Annotated in this window: 17 protein-coding genes; 8 read left to right on the top strand and 9 right to left on the bottom strand. The window is 70.4% G+C overall.

Features of this window, described 5'->3' with window-relative positions; genetic code table 11:
* Position 1: 1 nt before the first annotated feature.
* From rimM to rpsP, 3 genes are read right to left on the bottom strand one after another with little or no spacing between them, the layout of a single operon-like run.
* The gene (gene rimM / locus LXM64_RS07590; RefSeq protein ID WP_137417150.1) at positions 2–631 is read right to left on the bottom strand and encodes a ribosome maturation factor RimM; all 630 of its coding nucleotides are present in this window, start codon (positions 629–631) and stop codon (positions 2–4) included.
* Positions 631–861 carry an RNA-binding protein gene (locus tag LXM64_RS07585; RefSeq protein WP_137417151.1) on the bottom strand — a complete coding sequence of 77 codons (231 nt, stop codon included), beginning with the start codon at positions 859–861 and terminating at the stop codon, positions 631–633. The genes rimM and LXM64_RS07585 overlap by 1 nt, the downstream gene beginning before the upstream one ends.
* A 5-nt stretch (positions 862–866) precedes the next feature.
* Positions 867–1289, bottom strand: a complete 423-nt coding sequence (gene rpsP, locus LXM64_RS07580; protein WP_234075304.1) for a 30S ribosomal protein S16 — start codon at positions 1287–1289, stop codon at positions 867–869.
* A 181-nt stretch (positions 1290–1470) separates the two neighbouring features.
* Between rpsP and LXM64_RS07575 the strand changes: the two genes are divergently transcribed.
* Together LXM64_RS07575 and LXM64_RS07570 are read left to right on the top strand one after the other, a co-directional pair.
* A complete protein-coding gene (locus LXM64_RS07575; protein WP_234075303.1) occupies positions 1471–2631 on the top strand; it encodes a glutamate--cysteine ligase in 1161 nt (386 codons plus the stop codon).
* Positions 2632–2672: 41 nt separating this feature from the next.
* A complete protein-coding gene (locus tag LXM64_RS07570; RefSeq protein WP_234075302.1) occupies positions 2673–3404 on the top strand; it encodes an SGNH/GDSL hydrolase family protein in 732 nt (243 codons plus the stop codon).
* Between the two features lie 7 nt (positions 3405–3411).
* On the opposite strand, the gene ffh is transcribed toward LXM64_RS07570, so the two are convergent.
* The gene (gene ffh, locus LXM64_RS07565) at positions 3412–4953 is read right to left on the bottom strand and encodes a signal recognition particle protein (RefSeq protein WP_234075301.1); all 1542 of its coding nucleotides are present in this window, start codon (positions 4951–4953) and stop codon (positions 3412–3414) included.
* 12 nt (positions 4954–4965) lie between these two features.
* The gene (locus LXM64_RS07560; RefSeq protein ID WP_234075300.1) at positions 4966–5559 is read right to left on the bottom strand and encodes a TetR/AcrR family transcriptional regulator; all 594 of its coding nucleotides are present in this window, start codon (positions 5557–5559) and stop codon (positions 4966–4968) included.
* Positions 5560–5697: 138 nt separating this feature from the next.
* On the opposite strand from LXM64_RS07560, the gene LXM64_RS07555 reads away from it, so the two are divergent.
* From LXM64_RS07555 to LXM64_RS07540, 4 genes are read left to right on the top strand one after another with little or no spacing between them, the layout of a single operon-like run.
* The gene (locus LXM64_RS07555; RefSeq protein ID WP_234075299.1) at positions 5698–7338 is read left to right on the top strand and encodes an ABC transporter substrate-binding protein; all 1641 of its coding nucleotides are present in this window, start codon (positions 5698–5700) and stop codon (positions 7336–7338) included.
* Between the two features lie 7 nt (positions 7339–7345).
* The gene (locus LXM64_RS07550) at positions 7346–8332 is read left to right on the top strand and encodes an ABC transporter permease (protein ID WP_234075298.1); all 987 of its coding nucleotides are present in this window, start codon (positions 7346–7348) and stop codon (positions 8330–8332) included.
* Positions 8329–9180, top strand: coding sequence for an ABC transporter permease (locus LXM64_RS07545; RefSeq protein WP_234075297.1), 852 nt, complete (start codon positions 8329–8331; stop codon positions 9178–9180). Before LXM64_RS07550 ends, LXM64_RS07545 begins: the two co-directional genes overlap by 4 nt.
* Positions 9177–10673, top strand: coding sequence for an ATP-binding cassette domain-containing protein (locus LXM64_RS07540; RefSeq protein WP_234075296.1), 1497 nt, complete (start codon positions 9177–9179; stop codon positions 10671–10673). Before LXM64_RS07545 ends, LXM64_RS07540 begins: the two co-directional genes overlap by 4 nt.
* Positions 10674–10675: 2 nt before the next feature.
* On the opposite strand, the gene LXM64_RS07535 is transcribed toward LXM64_RS07540, so the two are convergent.
* Genes LXM64_RS07535 through smc form a run of 3 tightly spaced genes read right to left on the bottom strand, consistent with a single transcriptional unit; the run spans position 10676 to position 15634 of the window.
* Positions 10676–11176 (bottom strand): DUF2004 domain-containing protein, encoded by a 501-nt coding sequence (locus LXM64_RS07535; protein ID WP_234075295.1) that lies wholly within the window; start codon positions 11174–11176, stop codon positions 10676–10678.
* A gap of 49 nt (positions 11177–11225) precedes the next feature.
* Positions 11226–12098, bottom strand: a complete 873-nt coding sequence (gene ftsY / locus LXM64_RS07530) for a signal recognition particle-docking protein FtsY (protein WP_234075294.1) — start codon at positions 12096–12098, stop codon at positions 11226–11228.
* A gap of 23 nt (positions 12099–12121) precedes the next feature.
* Complete coding sequence (gene smc, locus LXM64_RS07525) at positions 12122–15634, bottom strand: chromosome segregation protein SMC (RefSeq protein ID WP_234075293.1); 3513 nt, start codon at positions 15632–15634, stop codon at positions 12122–12124.
* A 443-nt stretch (positions 15635–16077) separates the two neighbouring features.
* Between smc and LXM64_RS07520 the strand changes: the two genes are divergently transcribed.
* Positions 16078–16326: a hypothetical protein gene (locus tag LXM64_RS07520; RefSeq protein ID WP_234075292.1), complete on the top strand. Its 249-nt coding sequence runs from the start codon at positions 16078–16080 to the stop codon at positions 16324–16326.
* 29 nt (positions 16327–16355) lie between these two features.
* On the top strand, positions 16356–17435 hold the full coding sequence (locus LXM64_RS07515; RefSeq protein ID WP_234075291.1) for a GNAT family N-acetyltransferase: 1080 nt from the start codon (positions 16356–16358) through the stop codon (positions 17433–17435).
* 114 nt (positions 17436–17549) lie between these two features.
* Here the strand turns inward: LXM64_RS07515 and mutM are convergent, their stop codons facing one another.
* Positions 17550–18446: a bifunctional DNA-formamidopyrimidine glycosylase/DNA-(apurinic or apyrimidinic site) lyase gene (mutM, locus tag LXM64_RS07510; RefSeq protein WP_234075290.1), complete on the bottom strand. Its 897-nt coding sequence runs from the start codon at positions 18444–18446 to the stop codon at positions 17550–17552.

Genomic DNA, 18446 nt, shown 5'->3' with positions numbered 1-18446 from the left:
GTCAGTCCTCGCGGGTCGCGGCCGTTTCGTCGTCGCCCGCGGGGTCGTCGTCGGCGGGGAGCTCCTCGAAGAGGCCGGCGGGCGGCGTCACGACCACTCGTCCTGCCGCAGGATCGACCTCGGGGACGATCGCTTTGACGAACGGGACCAGCACTTCGTTCTCGCCCACGGCGACCGCGAGCAGATCCTGCGCGGGAAGGTGGTCGACTCGTGCGACTCGCCCGATGACCACACCATCGCGAACGACGTCGAGGCCGACGAGCTGGTGGTCGAACCAGGCGTCCTCTTCGTCGGGGGTGCTCTGCTCGTCCTGGTCGATCCAGAGAATGGCGCGCACGAGGGATTCGGCCGCGTCGCGGTCGTCGACGCCTTCGAGGAACGCGACGGGGTGCGTGTTCATCCAGCGGAACTCGCGCACGGTCACGGTCTTGCCGAACCAGGGCGACGAGTCGGGGACCTGGAGGGTGAACTCCGCCCCGGGGACGAACCGGCCGTCGGGATCGTCCGTGTAGAGCTCGAGCTTCAGGGCGCCCTTGAGACCGTGGGCTTTGACCAGGCGGCCGACACGAAGCTGGGTCTTGCCGGGACGCGGCGCGGACGCGCGCGCTCCATCGGCGGATGCGGAGGCCATCAGTCGTCGGCGACGTCGACGCGCACGCGGCTGCCGTCGGCGAGGGCGGTGACCACGGTCCGCAGAGATTTGGCGGTGCGACCGCCGCGCCCGATCACGCGACCCCGGTCATCGGGGTGGACGTGCACCTCGAGCACATCACCTCGCGGCGACGTGGACGAGACGATGCGCACGGCGTCGGGGTTGTCGACGATCCCCTTGACGACGTGTTCGAGCGCGGCAGCCAGCACGATGATTACGCCTCGGTGCTCTCAGCAGCCTCGTCGGCGGCCTCGGCCTCGACGGGTGCCGGCTCCTCGGCCTTCTTCTCGGCCTTGGGCTTGATGACCGACTTCTTGGCCGCGTCGACCTCGAAGGGAGCCTTGCCCTCTGCGTACTTGACGGTGCTCACGGCGTCCTTGTCGCCCTTGAAGCGACCCCAGTCGCCCGTGAGCTTGAGGATGGCGAGGACCTGCTCGGTCGGCTGCGCGCCGACGCCGAGCCAGTACTGGGCCCGCTCGGAGTCGACCTTGATGACCGACGGCTCCTCGGTCGGGTGGTACTGACCGATCTCCTCGATCACGCGACCGTCGCGCTTGGTGCGCGAGTCGGCGACGACGATGCGGTAGTAGGGCGCACGGATCTTTCCGAGACGCTTGAGACGGATCTTGACAGCCACGATTCTCCTGAATGTGTGGAAGGTGGTCGAACTGGTCGCCTGGAGCGTGGGGTGCACACCCGGCGGAAGCTCTGTGGTTCGGACCCGGCCGGATAGAGGGTCGGGCGGGGTCCAGCTGTCTATTTTGCCAGATGATGACGCGGCTCGCGAACCAACGCGCGCCGCGTGTCAGACTGAGCCGGTGACCGTCCCCTTCGCCCCGTCGCGCCGCTCGACCGTCGGCCTCGAGTGGGAGCTGATGCTCGCCGACGGACGCACGGGTGATCTGGTCCCCCGCGGACCCGAGATCATCGACGAGCTCGAGGAGTCCGTCGCCCCGGAGCGCTTCGCCGTCACCGGTGAGCTTCTCACGAACACGATCGAGGTCACCAGCGGCGTCGGCGACACGGTCGAGGCGGCCGTCGACGACATCGCGGATGCGATCGCAGCCGTGCGCACCGCGACGGATCCGCGCGGCGTGGAGCTGCTCTGCGCGGGAAGCCACCCCTTCGCCCAGTGGTACGACCAGGAGGTCACCGACAAGACCCGCTACCACTCCCTCATCGAACGTACCCAGTGGTGGGGGCGCAACATGATGATCTGGGGCATTCACGTGCACGTCGGGGTCGACGACGTCACGAAGGTCTTCCCCATCATCAACGCACTGTCCACCTACCTGCCGCACCTGCAGGCGCTCTCCGCATCCAGCCCGTTCTGGGCGGGTGAGCGCACCGGCTACGCCTCCAACCGCGCCCTGGTCTTCCAACAGTTGCCGACGGCGGGGCTGCCGTGGGGGCTCAACGACTGGGCCGAGTACGAGTCGTATCTCGACGACATGGTGCGCACCGAGGTCATGGCGGATGCCACAGAGGTGCGCTGGGACATCCGCCCCGCCCCGCGGTGGGGCACGATCGAGGTGCGCGCGTGCGACGGGATGTCGACCCTGCCCGAGCTCGCAGCGGTCGCTGCGCTCACGCAGACACTGGTCGAGGACTTCTCCCGCCGCCTCGACGCCGGCGAGGAACTGCCCACGCTGCAGCCGTGGTTCGTGCGCGAGAACAAGTGGCGCGCCGCGCGGTACGGACTGGACGCGCGGGTCATCGTCGATCGCGACGGGCGGCAGGAGAGCGTCGTCGAGCATCTCGAGGCCACGCTGGAGCGTCTCGGTGAGATCGCCATCGAGCTCAAGTGCGCCGAGGAGCTGGAGGGCGTGCGCACCACGCTCGCGCAAGGGGCCAGCTATGCGCGCCAGCTCGCCGTCGCGGACGCCTCGGGCGGCGACCTGCGCCAGGTGGTGCAGCACCTCATCCGCGAGTTCCGCGCCGGTCCCGAGCGACGCGCGCCGCTGGCCGCCCGCGGCTGAACCTGTACCGCACTCATAAACTCGCTGCCTACCGTGGAGCCGTGATCGTCCGCCGCCACCGCCGGCTCCGCGCAACCGCCTGGGCCGCCCTCGGCGCTGCGGCGCTGACGATGGCCGGGTGCGCCGCAGCGCCCCCGCATCGACCGAACAGCGCTCCGCATCCGGCGTCTCCCGCGCCGTCGAGTTCACCGTCACGGACGCCGACGGTCGCCTCCGACGCCCTCATCGTCACGATCGGCGACTCGATCATGTCGGGATACGGGCTCGACCCCGACGAAGCCTGGCCCGTGCTGCTCGGCGAACAGACACATCTCGACATCGTGAACCTCTCGTGCGGAGGCGCGGGGTTCGTGGTCGACGGCGACTGCGGGACCAACTTCTCCGCGCTCGCACAGGAGGCCATCGACCTCAAACCCGCGATGGTCATCCTGCAGTCGTCCGACAACGACGCGGATGAGGACGTCGACGACATCGACTCGGCAACACGCGCGACGGTCGAGGAGCTGCGCGAGGCACTCCCCTCGACGCAGATCGTCGGGCTGAGCACGCTGTGGAATCAGCCGTGGGAGGCGCCGCAGTCCATCGCCTGGAGCTCGGATGCCCTCCGCTCGGCCGTGGAGGCAGCCGACGGCACGTTCGTCTGGCTGGGTCAGCCGCTGCAGGAGAACCCCGAACTCCTGCAGTGGGACAGCGAGCATCCCACGGCGGAGGGGCAGGAGTACCTCGCCCGTCACGTGCGCGCGGTGCTCGCCCACGCGGGCATCGTGCTCTGAGGCCGGCTCAGCCGCGGCCGAGGAGCTTCTGCAGCTCCGCGAGATCGGCCTCGCTCGGCGCCTTGCCGCCCCCGCCGAGACCGAAGCCCGACCCGGTCGGCTCCGCAGCGGGCAGTCCCGCGTTCTCGGCGGCGCGCTTGGCCGGGTTGCCCGAGCGCGAACCCTTCGCCTTCTGCTGCTTGCCGCGCTTCGCGGATGCCCCCGGACGGCCCATCGATCCCACGCCGGGCATGCTGGGAACGCCGCCGCGCGCGACCGTCTTCATCATCTTCGCGGCCTGGTCGAAACGCTGCACGAGCTGGTTCACGTCGGTGACCGTCATGCCTGATCCACGCGCGATGCGCAGGCGACGCGAGCCGTTGAGGAGCTTGGGGTTGCGGCGCTCGGCCGGGGTCATCGAGCGGATGATCGCCTCGGTGCGATCGATCTCGCGCTCGTCGAAGTTGTCGAGCTGCTGCTTCATCTGGCCCATGCCCGGGAGCATCCCGAGCATCTTCTTCATCGAACCCATCTTCTTCATCTGCTGCAGCTGCTCGAGGAAGTCCTCGAGGGTGAACTGCTCCTTCGCCAGCTTCTCGGCGACCTTCATCGCCTCGGCCTCATCGAAGGTCTGCTGCGCCTGCTCGATCAGGGTGAGGATGTCACCGAGATCGAGGATGCGACTCGCCATGCGGTCCGGGTGGAAGGGCTCGAGATCCTCGAGGCCCTCGCCGGTGGACGCGTAGATGATGGGGCGGCCCGTGACCGAGGCCACGGACAGCGCGGCACCGCCGCGGGCGTCGCCGTCGAGCTTGGAGAGGACGACGCCGGTGAAGTCGACACCCTCCTGGAAGGCCGTCGCCGTGTTGACCGCATCCTGACCGATCATCGCGTCGATGACGAACAGCACCTCATCGGGGTCGGTCGCCGTCCGGATGTCGGCGGCCTGCTTCATGAGCTCCGCGTCGACGCCCAGGCGTCCGGCGGTGTCGATGATGACCGTATCGTGCTGGTGACGGCGCGCGTATTCGACGCCGTCGCGTGCGACCCGCACGGGATCGCCGACGCCGTTGCCCGGCTCGGGCGCGTAGATCGCCGCTCCCGCGCGCTCGGCGACGACCTGCAGCTGATTCACGGCGTTCGGGCGCTGGAGGTCGGCGGCGATGAGGAGCGGAGTGTGGCCGTCCTTCTCGAGAAGACGCGCCAGCTTGCCGGCGAAGGTCGTCTTTCCGGAACCCTGGAGGCCCGCGAGCATGATGACCGTGGGCGGCGTCTTCGCGAACTGCAGACGACGCTGCTCGCCACCCAGAATCGCGACGAGCTCCTCGTTGACGATCTGCACGACCTGCTGCGCCGGATTCAGCGCGCGATTGACCTCGTCACCGAGCGCCCGCTCGCGCACCTTGCTGGTGAACTCCTTGACCACGACCAGCGCGACGTCGGCGTCGAGCAGGGCGCGACGGATCTCGCGCACCGTCCCGTCGACGTCGGCGGGGCTGAGCTTTCCCTTCGTGCGCAGATTGCGGAAGGTCTCAGTGAGCCGGTCGGAGAGGGTGCCGAAAGTCGCCATGATGCGTCGATTTTACGCGAGCGTGGCGGCGGATGAGTCGCCGGACGCTCCGGAGGGTTCGCAGAGCGACAATGCGTGCTGCAGGAGTCCTTCCAAGGACACCGACGAGGCACCGCGCTCCGCCCACATCCAGACCGCACCGAGCACCCCCGCCCCGTATGCCGCGGCGCGGATCTGCGCGCGCAGAGCGTCGCCGGGGGCATCGGTGAGACGACGGGCGATCTCACGCTGGAGCAGCGCCAGCCGTTCGGCGCGCTGCCTCTCGAGTTCCTCGCCGAGTCCCATGGCGTCCGCGTTGGTGATCGCGAGGGCGAGCGTGTCGGGCGCGAGGTCGCGGCCGATGCGAGCGAGTGCATCGGCGACGGGAACGCCCGCAGCCATCGCTGAGAATGCCGTCGCCAGCCGCGCATCGAACCCCGCCCACAGCACGTCGCTCTTCGCGCGGAAGTAGTTGAAGAAACTGGCGCGCGCGACGCCGGCGCGGCGAGTGATGTCGCCGATCGAGGTGCCGTCGTACCCCTGCTCGAAGAACAACTCGCATGCGGCCTCCGCGATCGTCTCGGGCGAACTCGCCCGAGGCCGTCCCATGCGCGGCGCGTCAGTCACCCGTGCAGCTTAACCAGCACCCCGCGTCCGGTCGCGGCGGAGCCGCACCCACGAACCGCGGTAGGCTGCATTCTTGGACCGGATACAGCAAGTCCGTCCGCACGCATGCGTGCGTCCCACCTCGCCGAAGGCCTCCCTATGATCTCCGCATCTCTTCGCCCCCGTCGCGCCGCCGCCGCGGCGGCGGGACTCGCCGCCGCCCTCGCCCTCACGGCGTGCGCGGCGGGCGGCACCGCCGACACCCCGCGCGACGGCGGAACCCTGGTGTACGCGACCGGCGACGCCGAGCCGACGTGCCTCGACCCCCACGTCGGCGGCAACTACCCGCAGGCGCTCATCTCGACGCAGTACCTGGAACCGCTCGTCGGCCGAGACGCCGACGGCACGATCACGCCGTGGCTCGCCGAGTCGTGGCAGGTCAGCGACGATGGTCTGACGTGGGACTTCACCCTCCGCGACGGCCTGACCTTCACCGACGGCACGCCCGTCGACGCGGCCGCGGTCAAGACCAACATCGAGCACCTGAAGGACCCCGACACGGCGTCCAGCACCGGCTACCTCGCGGTCGCCAAGGTCACCGAGGTGGAAGTCGTAGACGCGACGCACGCCCGCTTCCACCTCTCCGCCCCCGACTCCGCCCTGCTGGAGTCGCTCAGTCAGCAGTGGACCGCGATCGAATCCCCTGCCGGGATCGCCCGCGGGCAGGAGGAGAACTGCAAGGCTCCCATCGGCACGGGCCCCTTCGTCGTCGACTCCTGGACGCCGCAGGAATCGGTGCACCTCGTGCGCAACGAGGACTACGCCTCCCCCGGCCCCGAGGCGCAGCACGACGGCCCCGCCTACCTCGACGCGATCGAGTGGCGCTTCATCCCGGACGCGGCGACGCGGCAGGCCGCCCTGCTGTCGGGCGAGGTGCAGGTCATCGACAACCCGCAGCCGGACGCGATCGTCGCGGCGGAGAACTCCACCGACACGACCCACATCGACGCACCCCGGCCCGGCTCCGTGAACCGCATCGAGCTGAACACCGGCCAGGCACCCTTCGACGACATCCGCGTCCGCGAGGCCTTCATCCGGGCCGCGGATCCGGGCCCCGGCATCACGGCGCTCTACCAGGGCACGGTGACGCGCTCCTTCTCGCCGCTCGCGAGCACGGAGCCGGTCGCCATCGGTGACGAGTCGCTGTTCACGACCGACACCGCGCGCGCCGAAGAGCTGCTCGACGAGGCCGGCTGGACCGCACGGGATGCGGACGGCATCCGTGTGAAGGACGGAGCACGCCTGAGCGTGCGCTTCCCCGTCAGCACCAACCAGTCCGTGGCGGCGGAGCAGTCCCTCTTCGAGCAGATCCAGGCGAACGCCGGCGCGGTCGGCTTCGACGTCCAGATCACGCCGTTGGACCTCTCCGGCTGGTACGCCGCGCTCGGCGCGAAGGAGTACGAGGCGGTCAGTGCTCCGTACACGAAGGTCGGCCCCGACGTCCTGCGCATCCTGTACGACTCCGACGGCATCGTTCCCGCGCCCAGCGGCTACTTCGCCAACCACGCGCAGCTGTCGGACCCGGAGCTGGACGCACTGCTCGATCAGGCGTCGGCCGCATCCGATGAGCAGCAGCGCGCCGACCTGTACGCCCAGGCGCAGCACATCATCCTCGACAGCTACGCCATCCTCCCCCTCTACGACCAGCAGAACCACTTCCTGGTACGCGGGGCGAGCGGGGTCACGACGCTGGGAACGGTGGCGACGCCGACCTTCATCGACGCGCGCCTGAACGGCTGAGCGCTCGGTGCGGGTGCTTCGCTGGGTGGCGGCGCGCGTCGGATCGGCGCTGCTGGTGGTGTGGCTCGTCGCCACCGTGGTGTTCTTCGCGCTGCGCGCCTCCGGCGACCCCCTCGAGGCGATCCTCGGCGGCCCGGGCTCTCAGGCGGGGCCGGAGACGGTGGAGTCGGCCACCCGCACGTACGCGCTCGACCAGCCGCTGATCGTGCAGTACCTGCTGCAGCTGGGCCGCATCGCGACCCTCCAGCTGGGTGACTCGTACGCCAGGAAGCAGCCCGTCGCCGAGCTCATCGCCGCGCAACTGCCCTCGACCCTCCTGCTGGCGACCCTCGCCCTCGTGGTCGCTTGGGTGCTGGCACTGATCGGGGCCGTCATCGTGACGGTGGTGCGCGGCCGGACGGCGCGGGTCGTATCCACCGTCCTGCGCTCCATCGAGACGGTCGCCACGGTGATGCCGCAGTTCTGGCTCGGCGCGGTGCTGATCCTGCTGTTCGCGGCGACGTGGCGCGTGCTGCCCGCCACGAGCGTCGGGGCCGATCCCGCCGGCCTCGTACTCCCGGTCGTCACCCTCGCCGTACCGATCGCGGGATTCCTCGCGCAGGTCATGCGCGACTCACTCGCCAGCGCCGACGCCGCTCCCTTCGCGACGACGGCCCGCAGCCGAGGCGCGTCCGAGGTGCGGGTGCTGCTGCGGCACACGCTGCGACACGCCGCGCTTCCCGCGCTGGCGCTCTCGGGCTGGGCCTACGGCAGCCTCCTGTCCGGCGCCGTGGTGGTCGAGGCACTCTTCGCACGCCCCGGTCTCGGGCGCCTGCTGATCGATGCGGCCACCGCCCGCGACGTCCCACTCGTGATCGGAGCCGTGGTCGTCGTCGCGCTCATCTACGTCGTCGTGGTCGTGCTGACGGATGCGGCGGAGCTTCTCGTCGATCCCCGCCTGCGCGGTCGCCGCCCACGGGCGCTTCGCGCCCCGACCGTGGCCGTCGGCGCATGAGCGCCGACACCTCGGTCCGCGCACGGCCAGGCGTCGTGAGAGCGTTCGCGTACGCCTGGGGCGCGGCAGGCGTCGCGGCTCTGATCGGCCTCGGCATCCTGATCGTGGCGATCGTCTGGCCGGGTCTCCTGGCTCCGGGCGATCCGCTCGCGATCGCCCCGGCCGAAGCGTTCCAGCCGCCGAGTTCTGCACATCTGTTCGGGACGGACGAGTCGGGGCGCGATCTGTACACGCGCGTCGTCCACGGCGCCGCTGCATCCGCCGGTGTCGGCGCCGCCGCGACGGCCATCGGCGTCGGGGCCGGCCTCGTGCTGGGCTTCACCGCGGGCCTCGGACCACGGTGGCTGGATGCGGCGCTGTCGCGGATGATCGAGGTGCTCTTCGCACTCCCGACGCTCGTCATGGCCCTGCTGCTCGTGGCTGTGGCGGGCCCGGGGACGACGGCGTCGGTGGTGGCGATCGGACTCGCGACCACACCGGGCTACGCGCGGATGCTGCGCACGCAGGTGCGTCAGGTCGCGCGCAGCGGATACGTCGAGTACGCGCGCCTCGAAGATGTCGGGTGGTTCCGCATCCTCCTACGACACATCGCCCCCAACGCCCTCTGGCCGCTCGTCTCGGTCGCCACCCTCGGCGTCGGCCAGGCGATCGTGTGGGTCTCCGCGCTCAGCTTCCTGGGACTCGGCGCGCTGCCGCCCTCGCCGGAATGGGGCGCGATGCTCAACGCCGGGCGCGTCTACATCGGCAGCGCCTGGTGGCTGACGGTCTTCCCCGGGCTCGCGATCGTCGCCACGGCCGCCGTGCTGACCGCGGTCGGGCGGCGCCTGGCCGGCGGGGTGCGCGCGTGAGCGGCCTGCACGTGCGGGGGTTGCGCGTCGTCCTCCCAGGAACCGGCGACGTGCTGAAGGGCATCGACCTCGACGTCGCCCCGGGCGAGATCGTCGCAATCGTCGGCTCCTCCGGCGCGGGCAAGTCCGTTCTCGCGCGCACGCTCCTGGGTTTCACGCAGGAGCAGAGCGGGACCTCGGTCGCCGCGGCGCACTTCGAGGTCGCGGGGCACGATGCAAAACGTGCGGGACGGCGGGAGTGGCGACGGATGCGGGGGCGCGACGTCGCGCTCGTGCTGCAGGACGCGCTCCAGTCCCTCGACCCGCTCCGAACGATCGAGGCCGAGGTCGGCGAGACGCTCGCGCTGCGCCGCGTTCCCCGGGCCCTCCGACGCGAGCGCGTCGTGCAGGCCCTCGAGGAGGCCGGACTCCCGGACCCGGAGACGCTCCTGGCACGGCGTTCCGGGGAGCTGTCCGGCGGGATGCGGCAGCGCACCCTCATCGCGTCCGCGCTGGTGGGCGGCGCGAACATCCTCATCGCCGACGAGCCGACCACCGCTCTGGACGCCACCGTGGCGGTGCACGTGCTGGATCTGCTGGCCCGCATCCGCGACGAGGGCCGGGCCGTCCTGCTGATCAGCCACGACCTCGCAGCCGTCGCGCGTGTCGCCGACCGTGTGGCCGTTCTGGAGCGCGGCGTGATCGTGGAGACGGGCCGGACGGCTCAGGTGCTCTCCGCGCCGCGCCACGAGGCGACTCGCGCGCTGCTCGCCGCGGCGCCGCGCGGACCGAAGTCGGTCGCCGCGCAGCCGGCGGGCCGCCTGCTCCTGAGCGCGGAAGGCCTCGGCCGCGCGTACCGCTCGGTGACCGCCCTCAGGGAGGTCGACCTCCGCGTCCGCGCGGGCGAGGTCGTCGGCGTGGTCGGTGCCTCCGGCTCGGGGAAGACGACCCTGGCCCGTCTGCTGGTCGGCGCCGAGCATCCGGACACCGGCATGATCGCGCTCGGAACGCCCGCGCCCCGCATCCGCCTCGTTCCGCAGGACCCCTTGGGCAGCTTCGATCCTCGCTGGAGCGTGGAACGCATCCTGAGGGCGTCCTCCGCCCCGTCGTCGCCCGGTCCTCGAGCGCTCCTCGAACTGGTGGAGCTGGCGCCCGCGCTCCTCGGTCGACGCCCGGCGACGCTGTCCGGCGGACAACGCCAGCGGGTCGCCATCGCGCGCGCCCTCGCCGCGTCCCCCGACATCCTGGTGTGCGACGAGCCGGTGTCAGCTCTGGATGTGGCCACACAGGCCGGCATCCTCGAGCTCATCCTGACACTGCCGTCGACGACCGGGGCCGCCGTCGTCTTCATCTCCCACGACCTCGCCGTCGTCCGGCGCGTCAGCGATCGCGTGCTCGTGATGAGCGCCGGTCACGTCGTCGAGGAGGGCCCGACGGAAGCGGTCTTCACCGGCGCGCGGCACCCCTTCACGCGCGAGTTGATCTCGGCCGCGTCCGGCGCGCCGCAGGAGTGAGCTCAGTCAGCGCTCGTGACCGAGATCACCGCGCCGTCCGAGTCGAGGTTCACCAGCAGCACGTCGTCTGTCGCGTCGGCGTCCAGCGCATACTCCAGGACGGCGAACGGATCCGAACCGCCGTGCTCGTCGGCGAGGATCGTCATGCTGGTGAGCTGGAGCGATCGGATGACGTCGACGTGCACATCGCCGGAGATGTCCACGAGAAGATCGGTGATGTCCTCGCCGAAGGTGTCCTGCTGCTGCAGGATGTACTCCGTCACCTCACTGGTGCGGTCGTCGAGCTCACCGATCATGGCGTTGCGCGCCAGCAGGTCGAGCTGCTCGAGCGACGAGATCAGTGAGGCGGCCACATCCAGCGCCGCGACGGAGACGTCCTCCTGATCGGGAGCCGTCAGATCGACCGTGACGCTCTGGTCACCGAACTCGACGTTCTCGGACCAGAAGATGGACCCGTCCGGTCCGGATTCCAGAAGTCCGAAGAAGTCGTGCTCGATCGCCATGAGTCAATGAAACCAGCCCGACCCGCCAGGCGGTAGTCCGGCGCGCGGCTCAGGAGACGAGCTGCTCCACGAAGACGTGGGGCGTGAATCCGGTGAGGTCGCCGATACCCTCGCCCTGGCCGAGCAGCTTGACGGGGATGCCGGTGCGCTCCTGCACGGCCAGCACGAATCCGCCCTTGGCCGAACCGTCGAGCTTGGTGAGCACGAGCCCGGTGACGCCGGCCTGCTCGAGGAACGCCTCTGCCTGCATCAGACCGTTCTGGCCCGTCGTCGCATCGAGCACGAGCAGCACCTCGCTGATCGGCGCCTGCTTCTCGATGACGCGCTTGATCTTGCCCAGCTCGTCCATGAGTCCGCCCTTGGTATGCAGGCGCCCGGCGGTGTCGACGAGGACGATCTCGGTACCCGTCTCGATCGCGTGGGCCACGGTCTGGAAGGCGACGGATGCGGGATCCTGCCCCTCCTGCTGCGGGCGGACGATCGATGCTCCCCCGCGCTCGGCCCAGGTCGCCAGCTGGTCGACGGCAGCAGCCCGGAAGGTGTCGGCGGCGCCCACCACGACCGAGCGGTCGTAGCGGCGCAGGAAGTTCGCGAACTTTCCGATGGTGGTCGTCTTACCGACGCCGTTGACACCGACGACGAGCACGACGGCCGGGCGCTCGGTAAGTCGGAGCGTGGAGTCGAACTTCGCGAAGTGCTCCTCGAGGGTCTCGCGCAACATCCGCTGGAGATCCTTCGGGTCCGTGGTGCGGTACCGATCGACCTTCTCGCGCAGCTCGTCGATGAGTCGCTCGGTCACGTCGGGGCCGAAGTCGGCTGTGAGCAGAGCGGTCTCGAGGTCCTCCCACGTGCTCTCGTCGATGACGGGCTTGACGAACATCCCTCGCAGGGCACGCCCCAGCGACCACGATCTCTCGGCCATGACTCCAGCCTACGCGGCCGGGCTCACGCGGATTCGCGCTCGCGGACCCGCTGGCCCACGACGGCCGAGACGCCGTCCTGACGCATGGAGACGCCGTAAAGCGCGTCGGCGATCTCCATCGTCCGCTTCTGGTGCGTGATCACGATCAGCTGGCTGGAGGCGCGCAGCTGCTCGAACACCGTCAGGAGGCGCCCGAGGTTGGCGTCGTCGAGCGCCGCCTCGACCTCGTCGAGGATGTAGAAGGGGCTCGGGCGCGCCTTGAAGATCGCGACCAGCAGCGCGACCGCTGCGAGCGAGCGCTCACCGCCGGAGAGCAGGGACAGCCGCTCCACCTTCTTGCCGACCGGGCGCACCGAGACGTCGATTCCGGTCGTGAGGGGGTTGTCGGGATCCGTCAGCGCGATGCTGCCGGTGCCACCGGGGAACAGCAGCGGGAACACCTCGGTGAAAGCCACGCGGGTGTCTTCGAACGCCTCGAGGAAGATCGACCGCATCCGATCATCGAGCTCCTCGATGATCGTGAGGAGGTCCTTGCGTGTCTGCGTCAGATCGGCGAGCTGCTCCGTGAGGAAGGTGTGACGCTGCTCGAGGGCTGCGAACTCCTCCAGCGCGAGCGGGTTGACGCGTCCGAGCTGCGCGAGCTTGCGCTCCGCTTCCTGGAGTCGCTTGCGCTGCTGTCCGCGATCGAAGGCGATCGTGGGTTGCTCCCCGTCATCGCTCGGTTCGACGGAGTCGTCCGGGATGGGCTGATCGGGCCCATATTCCGCTATGAGAATGTTCTCGTCCAGACCGAGCTCGCTCTGCACCCGCTCGCGCAGCGAGGCCACATGGAGCTTCTTCTCGTGAATGCGCAGCTCGAGTCCGTGCACACTCTCGGTGAGTCCGCTCAGTCGTTCGCGCAGCGCGGCCTCCTCGCGTCGCGCCTCGGAGAGCTCCGCCGTGACGGCCGTGCGCGCGGACTCCGCCGCGGCGAGTTCCACACGCGCCTGCGACACCGAGCGGTCGACCGAATCCAGCAGCGCCGGCAACTGAGCTGCGACGGATGCGGCGATGTCGCGCTGGCGCCGACGGATCACCGCACGGCGGGCCGCTTCCTCGGCGGCCGCCCGCTCGCGTTCGCGTTGACGCTCGAGCTGGGCGATGCGAGCCTCACCCGCCCGGATCCGCTCGCGAAGAGTCTCCACCTCCAAGCGGGCGCGCATCTCGCCGTCGCGCGCGGCGTCGAGTGCGGCGAGCATGCCGTCGCGGGCCGACGCGTCCAGGATCGGGCGCGGCGCCTCCTGCGCGGACGCCAACCGGTCAGCCGCGACACGTGCCGAGTCCTCGGCCTCGGCGACCGCCGCCTGCGCCTGGCGCAGCGTCTGCGTGAGCCGCTCGCACTCCGCCACCGCGGCTTCGTGGCGGACCGTCGCCCGGTTGACCTTCTCGGCGTGCGCCGCGAGTGCGGCGTCGTGCGAGCGCAGCGCGTCGAGGGTGTGCTTGGTGCGGGCGCGCGCCTCCTGGAGGGCACGTGTCTGATCGGAGAGGGCTTCGCGCAGGGAGTCGGCGACGACCTGCAGCTCACCGAGTCGCTCCGCAGCGGTATCGCGCTCGGCCGCGAGCTCGAGCCGGGAGCGTCCCTGGCCGCTGCCGGCGCGCACCGAGAAGCGCGTGACGATCTCGCCCGTGCGGGTGACGACGGTGAGGTCGGGGGCCGAGGCGAGGACACGCTGCGCGGCGGGGAGGTCCGCGGCGATCACGACGCGCGCAAGAAGTCCCGCGACGCCCGCCGGAGCGTTCACGACATCGGTCGCCCGCACCGCGCCCTCGATGTCGGGGAGCTCGGCAGGGGCGGCCGACACCTCAGCGATCACGATGTCGACGACGCCGAAGTCGCCGCTGCGCGCGACCGCCGCGGCATCCACCGCATCCGCCTCGCTGTCGACGAGCACACCCTCGGCGACGGCGCCCAGAGCGGCCGCGATGGCGGCCTCGTAGCCGGAGGTCACCTGAACCGCGTCTCCGACGAGTCCGCGGACTCCGTTGCCGCCCGCAGCGATGAGCTCGGATGCGCCGGTGCGCACGTCCAGCGCACGTCCGAGGGTCTTGACCTGCGCGGAGAGCGCGTCGACCTCGCGTTCGGTGGCGTGCAGACGTTCTCGGATGCCGGCCACGCCGGTCTCGGCATCGGCAGCGTGTCGCTGCGCCTGCTCATACGCGGCGGCGTGCTCTGCAGACGACGTCTCCGGAACCAGATCCGGGTCGGCGCTGGCGAGCTCCTCCTCCGCCTCGGCCCGACGGGCGAGGGCAGCGTCCAGCGCCTTCTGCTGACGCTCGACGGCGGCGCGAACGGCCGCGAGCGCCGATTCCGCGGCTTCCGCCGTGCCGCGCAGGGCCGTGAGGCGCATGTCGTGCTCGGAGACGAGGGCGCTCTGCGCGGCGATGTCGGCGTCCAGCGCGTCCAGTTCGGCGCGCGCGCGGGTCACGTCGCGCGCGGCCGCGGCCGCGGTGTCCTCGGCCTCGCCGACGCCTGTCGTGATGGTGTCGAGCTCTTCGCGCGCCTCGTCGATGGCAGCCTGTGACACCGTCGGTGCGGGCGCGAGCGAGTCCTCGTCCTCGGAGAGCAGGCTCAACCGTTGCCCCGCGAGCGTGTACAGGCCGCGCAGTCGCTCCTGAACCTGTTCGAGTCCAAAGGCCACACGGCGCGCCGCATCCACCGCTTCGGAGCGTTCCTGGGCCTCCAGCGCTGCGACACGAGCCTTGACCTGGTCGGCGCGATCCTGGAGGAGGGTACGTTCCGCTCGGCGGTCCTGTTCGTTGCGCGCGAAGTCGGCGAGCTCCGCCTGCAGAGCGACCAGCTCATCCGCGAGCAGCCGAGCCCGCGCATCGCGCACGACCGCGGCGATCGTCGCAGCCTCACGTGCGATGTCGGCCTGGCGTCCGAGCGGTTTGAGCTGACGGCGCAGCTCACCGGCGAGATCGCTGAGGCGGGTGAGGTTCGCCTCCATGGCCTCGAGCTTGCGAAGGGTCTTCTCTTTGCGGCGGCGGTGCTTCAGGATGCCGGCCGCTTCCTCGATGAAGCCGCGACGGTCTTCGGGGCTCGCCTGCAGCACGGTGTCGAGGCGCCCCTGCCCGACGATGACGTGCATCTCCCGGCCGAGTCCGGAGTCGCTGAGCAGCTCTTGCACGTCGAGGAGCCTGCAGGACTGCCCGTTGATCGCGTACTCGCTGGCGCCGTTGCGAAACAGCGTCCTGCTGATCGTCACCTCGGCGTACTCGATCGGCAGCGCCCCGTCGGCGTTGTCTATCGTGAGCTGCACCTCGGCACGACCGAGCGGTCCGCGGGTGGACGTGCCGGCGAAGATGACGTCCTCCATCTTCCCGCCACGGAGGGTCTTCGCGCCCTGCTCGCCCATCACCCAGGCGAGGGCGTCGACGACGTTGGACTTGCCGGATCCGTTCGGTCCCACGATCGCGGTGACACCGGGTTCGAGGGCGAAGGTCGCGGGCTGCGCGAACGACTTGAACCCTTTGAGCGTCACGCTCTTCAGGTGCATACGGGTCCTCCGGTCGTCGGGCTTCTCACGACGTTACCGGAGCGGTCCTCTCCGCCCTGGCAGCGACGCAGGGACGGAGCGCGACACGCCCGGGATGTTGACAGCTGTCTCTCAGACACGCTAGCGTCCTGATCTGCCAACCGACGTTGAGAAAGGAGATCGCAAGATGACTCGTCTGCTTGTCACCACCGCGCCGAACACGTGCGCCGTCGATGCGATCCGCTCCGTCGGTGTGTTCCAGAACGGTCGCACGCACACCGCTCGTTGACCCTCGCCGGGGATCAGTCTGCCCATCACCGGGCAGGCCTCCGTGCGGAGTCGATCGCACGCTGAGCCGTTCGTTCCTCCGCCGCCCGTGCCCACGCACGTGGTCGGCCCTTTCCGACCGCACTGCGGCCCCGTCCGGCGGCCGCATCCTGCCCGCTCTCACTCGGAGAACCATCGTGAATATCACTCAGGACGCCCCCATCCGGGCGTCGCTTCCCACCCACCCGCCGTCGCCCGTGGCACGGCCCACCCTCATCGACCGCATCGCGATGCACGTCGGACTCCGGCTGCTGCTCTGGGGACGTGACCGCTCTCGGCGACGTGTCTCCCCCGAGGCCAACGCCCGGGCGCTCCTCGCGCAGGACGTCCGCCGTGCGTACGACCTCGCTGTCGTGCGCACGGGAGCCCAGCCCACGATCCGATGATCGACACGAATGACCTACGGAGCACCATCATGAACACCCTCACCACGCTCGAGCTGCGGCCCGTCGACGTCCCTACGGACCTCGACGGGCCCGGAGCCCGGGACTTCCACCGGCTCGCCGCCGTCCGCAACGAGGTCTATCGCGAGATCTCCGGCACGGACGACGACCGGATGACGGCCGGCGAGCTCGCCCCCTTCGCGCGCTCCGATGCACATGAACGGCGCCTTCACTGGCTCGTGCTCGTCGAGGACGAGCCCGTCGGGCGTATGGGCATGGACCTGCCGCAGGAAGGCGGGTCCCGGACGGCGTACGTCTTCATCGAGCTCCGACGCGACGCCTGGGGTCAGGGAATCGGCGAGCGTGCGCATGCGCTCCTCGAGGAGACCGCCCGCGCGCACGGCCGCAGCGTCATGCAGAGCTGGGTCGAGCATCCCGCCGCCGACGGCGAACATCTGACGCCCCCGACCGGCTTCGGCACGGTGCCACTCGATCATCCGGCGCGTTTCCTGCTGCGGCACGGATACACGCTGGAGCAGATCGTGCGAAAGAGCGCCTTCACCCTCGAGAACAGCCGGGCGGCCCTGGAGCAGCACGCCGCCGAGGCGCGCGCCGCAGCCGCCGGCTACCGCGTCGTGCAGTGGGAGACCCCCACGCCCGACGAGTATGTCGAGGGCTACGCCTGGATGAAGTCGCGCATGTCGACGGACGCCCCCTCCGCGGATCTGGTGGTGGACGAGGAGACCTGGGACGCCGCGCGTGTACGCACGTGGGACGCAGATATCCTCGACGGCGGACGCCGGATGCTCGTGACCGCTGCGCAGCACATCGCCACCGGCGAGCTGTGCGCGTTCAACGAGCTCGTGCTCGGGGTCGACCCGGAGATCGCGTCGCACCAGTACGACACCCTCGTGCTCTCGACGCATCGCGGACACCGGCTCGGAATGCTCGTGAAGGCCGAGGGGCTGCTCGCGTGGCCGCGAGTCGCCCCCACCTCAACGCGCGTCGTGACATACAACGCGGAGGAGAACCGGCCGATGCTCGACATCAACGAGGCCATCGGCTTCGAGCCGGTCAGCTACGAGGGCGTGTGGAAGCGCGTGCTCTCGTGATGGGTGAAGTCACGCAGGACTCGCCGGTTCGGAGTGCCGCCCTCGCGCTCCGAACCGGCGAGTCTCTCAGGGCCGCGCCGGAGCATACGGCACGCGCGGTGGGTCGAAGGAAGGTCAGCGCGGTCGCTGGCAGTGCGGGCAGTAGTGGCTCGAACGGTTCGTGAAGGCGACGCGCACGATCGCGTGACCGCAGCGGGCGCAGGACTCGCCGGTGCGCCCGTAGGCGTTCAGCGAGTGCGCGAAGTACCCGGCCTGTCCGTTGACGTTGACGTACTGGGCGTCGAAGCTCGTCCCGCCCTCCGCGAGTGCCTTCTGCAGAACCACCCGCACCTCCGCGAGGAGGCGGTTGACGGCTCGGGTGCTCAGTGTCGCCGCCACGGTCTCGGGATGGATGCGGGCAGCCCACAGCGCCTCGTCGGCGTAGATGTTGCCGATGCCGCTCACGACACCCTGATCGAGCAGGACACGCTTCACGCCCGACCGCTTCCGCGCGATGAGCCGACGGAAATCCGTATCGTCGAACGCCGGGTCGAGCGGGTCGCGCGCGATGTGCGCCACCTGCGTCGGGACGCTCGCGCGATCGGTCCCGTACCCTCCCGCCGCACCGTCAGGGGTGGGCACGAGGCGGTCGACGGCGAGGGAGCCGAACGTGCGCTGGTCGGCGAAGACCACGGCCAGCTCGCCGTGGTGCGGATGCCGGATGTCGAACCGCACGCGCTCGTGACGCTCGCGCGGCGCCCCCGGCTCGCGCAGGAGCATCTGGCCGCTCATTCCGAGGTGCGCGACGACGGCCTGCTCCCCCGCATCCGCCAGCGGGATCCAAAGGAACTTGCCCCGGCGCGCGGGTACGCCGAACGTGCGACCCGCGAGCTGGGCCTCGAAGTGCGCTCCGTCGCCGGGATGACGGGTCAGCGCGCGCTCGTCGAGCACCTCGACACCGTTCACGAACGCACCGTCGACGGCGGGGGCGAGACCCGCGCGCACCACTTCGACCTCGGGGAGCTCGGGCAC

This window comes from Microbacterium binotii, assembly GCF_021398715.1.
GTDB classification, from domain to species: Bacteria; Actinomycetota; Actinomycetes; order Actinomycetales; family Microbacteriaceae; genus Microbacterium; species Microbacterium binotii_A.
The sequence above is the reverse complement of the archived record's forward strand: the minus strand, read 5'-3'. Positions and strand labels throughout refer to the sequence as shown.

Coding starts and splice junctions, on each gene's coding strand:
- rimM (WP_137417150.1), bottom strand. CDS start 631: ATGGCCTCCGCATCCGCCGATGGAGCGCGCGCGTCCGCGCCGCGTCCC.
- ffh (WP_234075301.1), bottom strand. CDS start 4,953: ATGGCGACTTTCGGCACCCTCTCCGACCGGCTCACTGAGACCTTCCGC.
- LXM64_RS07555 (WP_234075299.1), top strand. CDS start 5,698: ATGATCTCCGCATCTCTTCGCCCCCGTCGCGCCGCCGCCGCGGCGGCG.
- LXM64_RS07545 (WP_234075297.1), top strand. CDS start 8,329: ATGAGCGCCGACACCTCGGTCCGCGCACGGCCAGGCGTCGTGAGAGCG.
- LXM64_RS07535 (WP_234075295.1), bottom strand. CDS start 11,176: ATGGCGATCGAGCACGACTTCTTCGGACTTCTGGAATCCGGACCGGAC.
- ftsY (WP_234075294.1), bottom strand. CDS start 12,098: ATGGCCGAGAGATCGTGGTCGCTGGGGCGTGCCCTGCGAGGGATGTTC.
- smc (WP_234075293.1), bottom strand. CDS start 15,634: ATGCACCTGAAGAGCGTGACGCTCAAAGGGTTCAAGTCGTTCGCGCAG.
- LXM64_RS07515 (WP_234075291.1), top strand. CDS start 16,356: ATGAACACCCTCACCACGCTCGAGCTGCGGCCCGTCGACGTCCCTACG.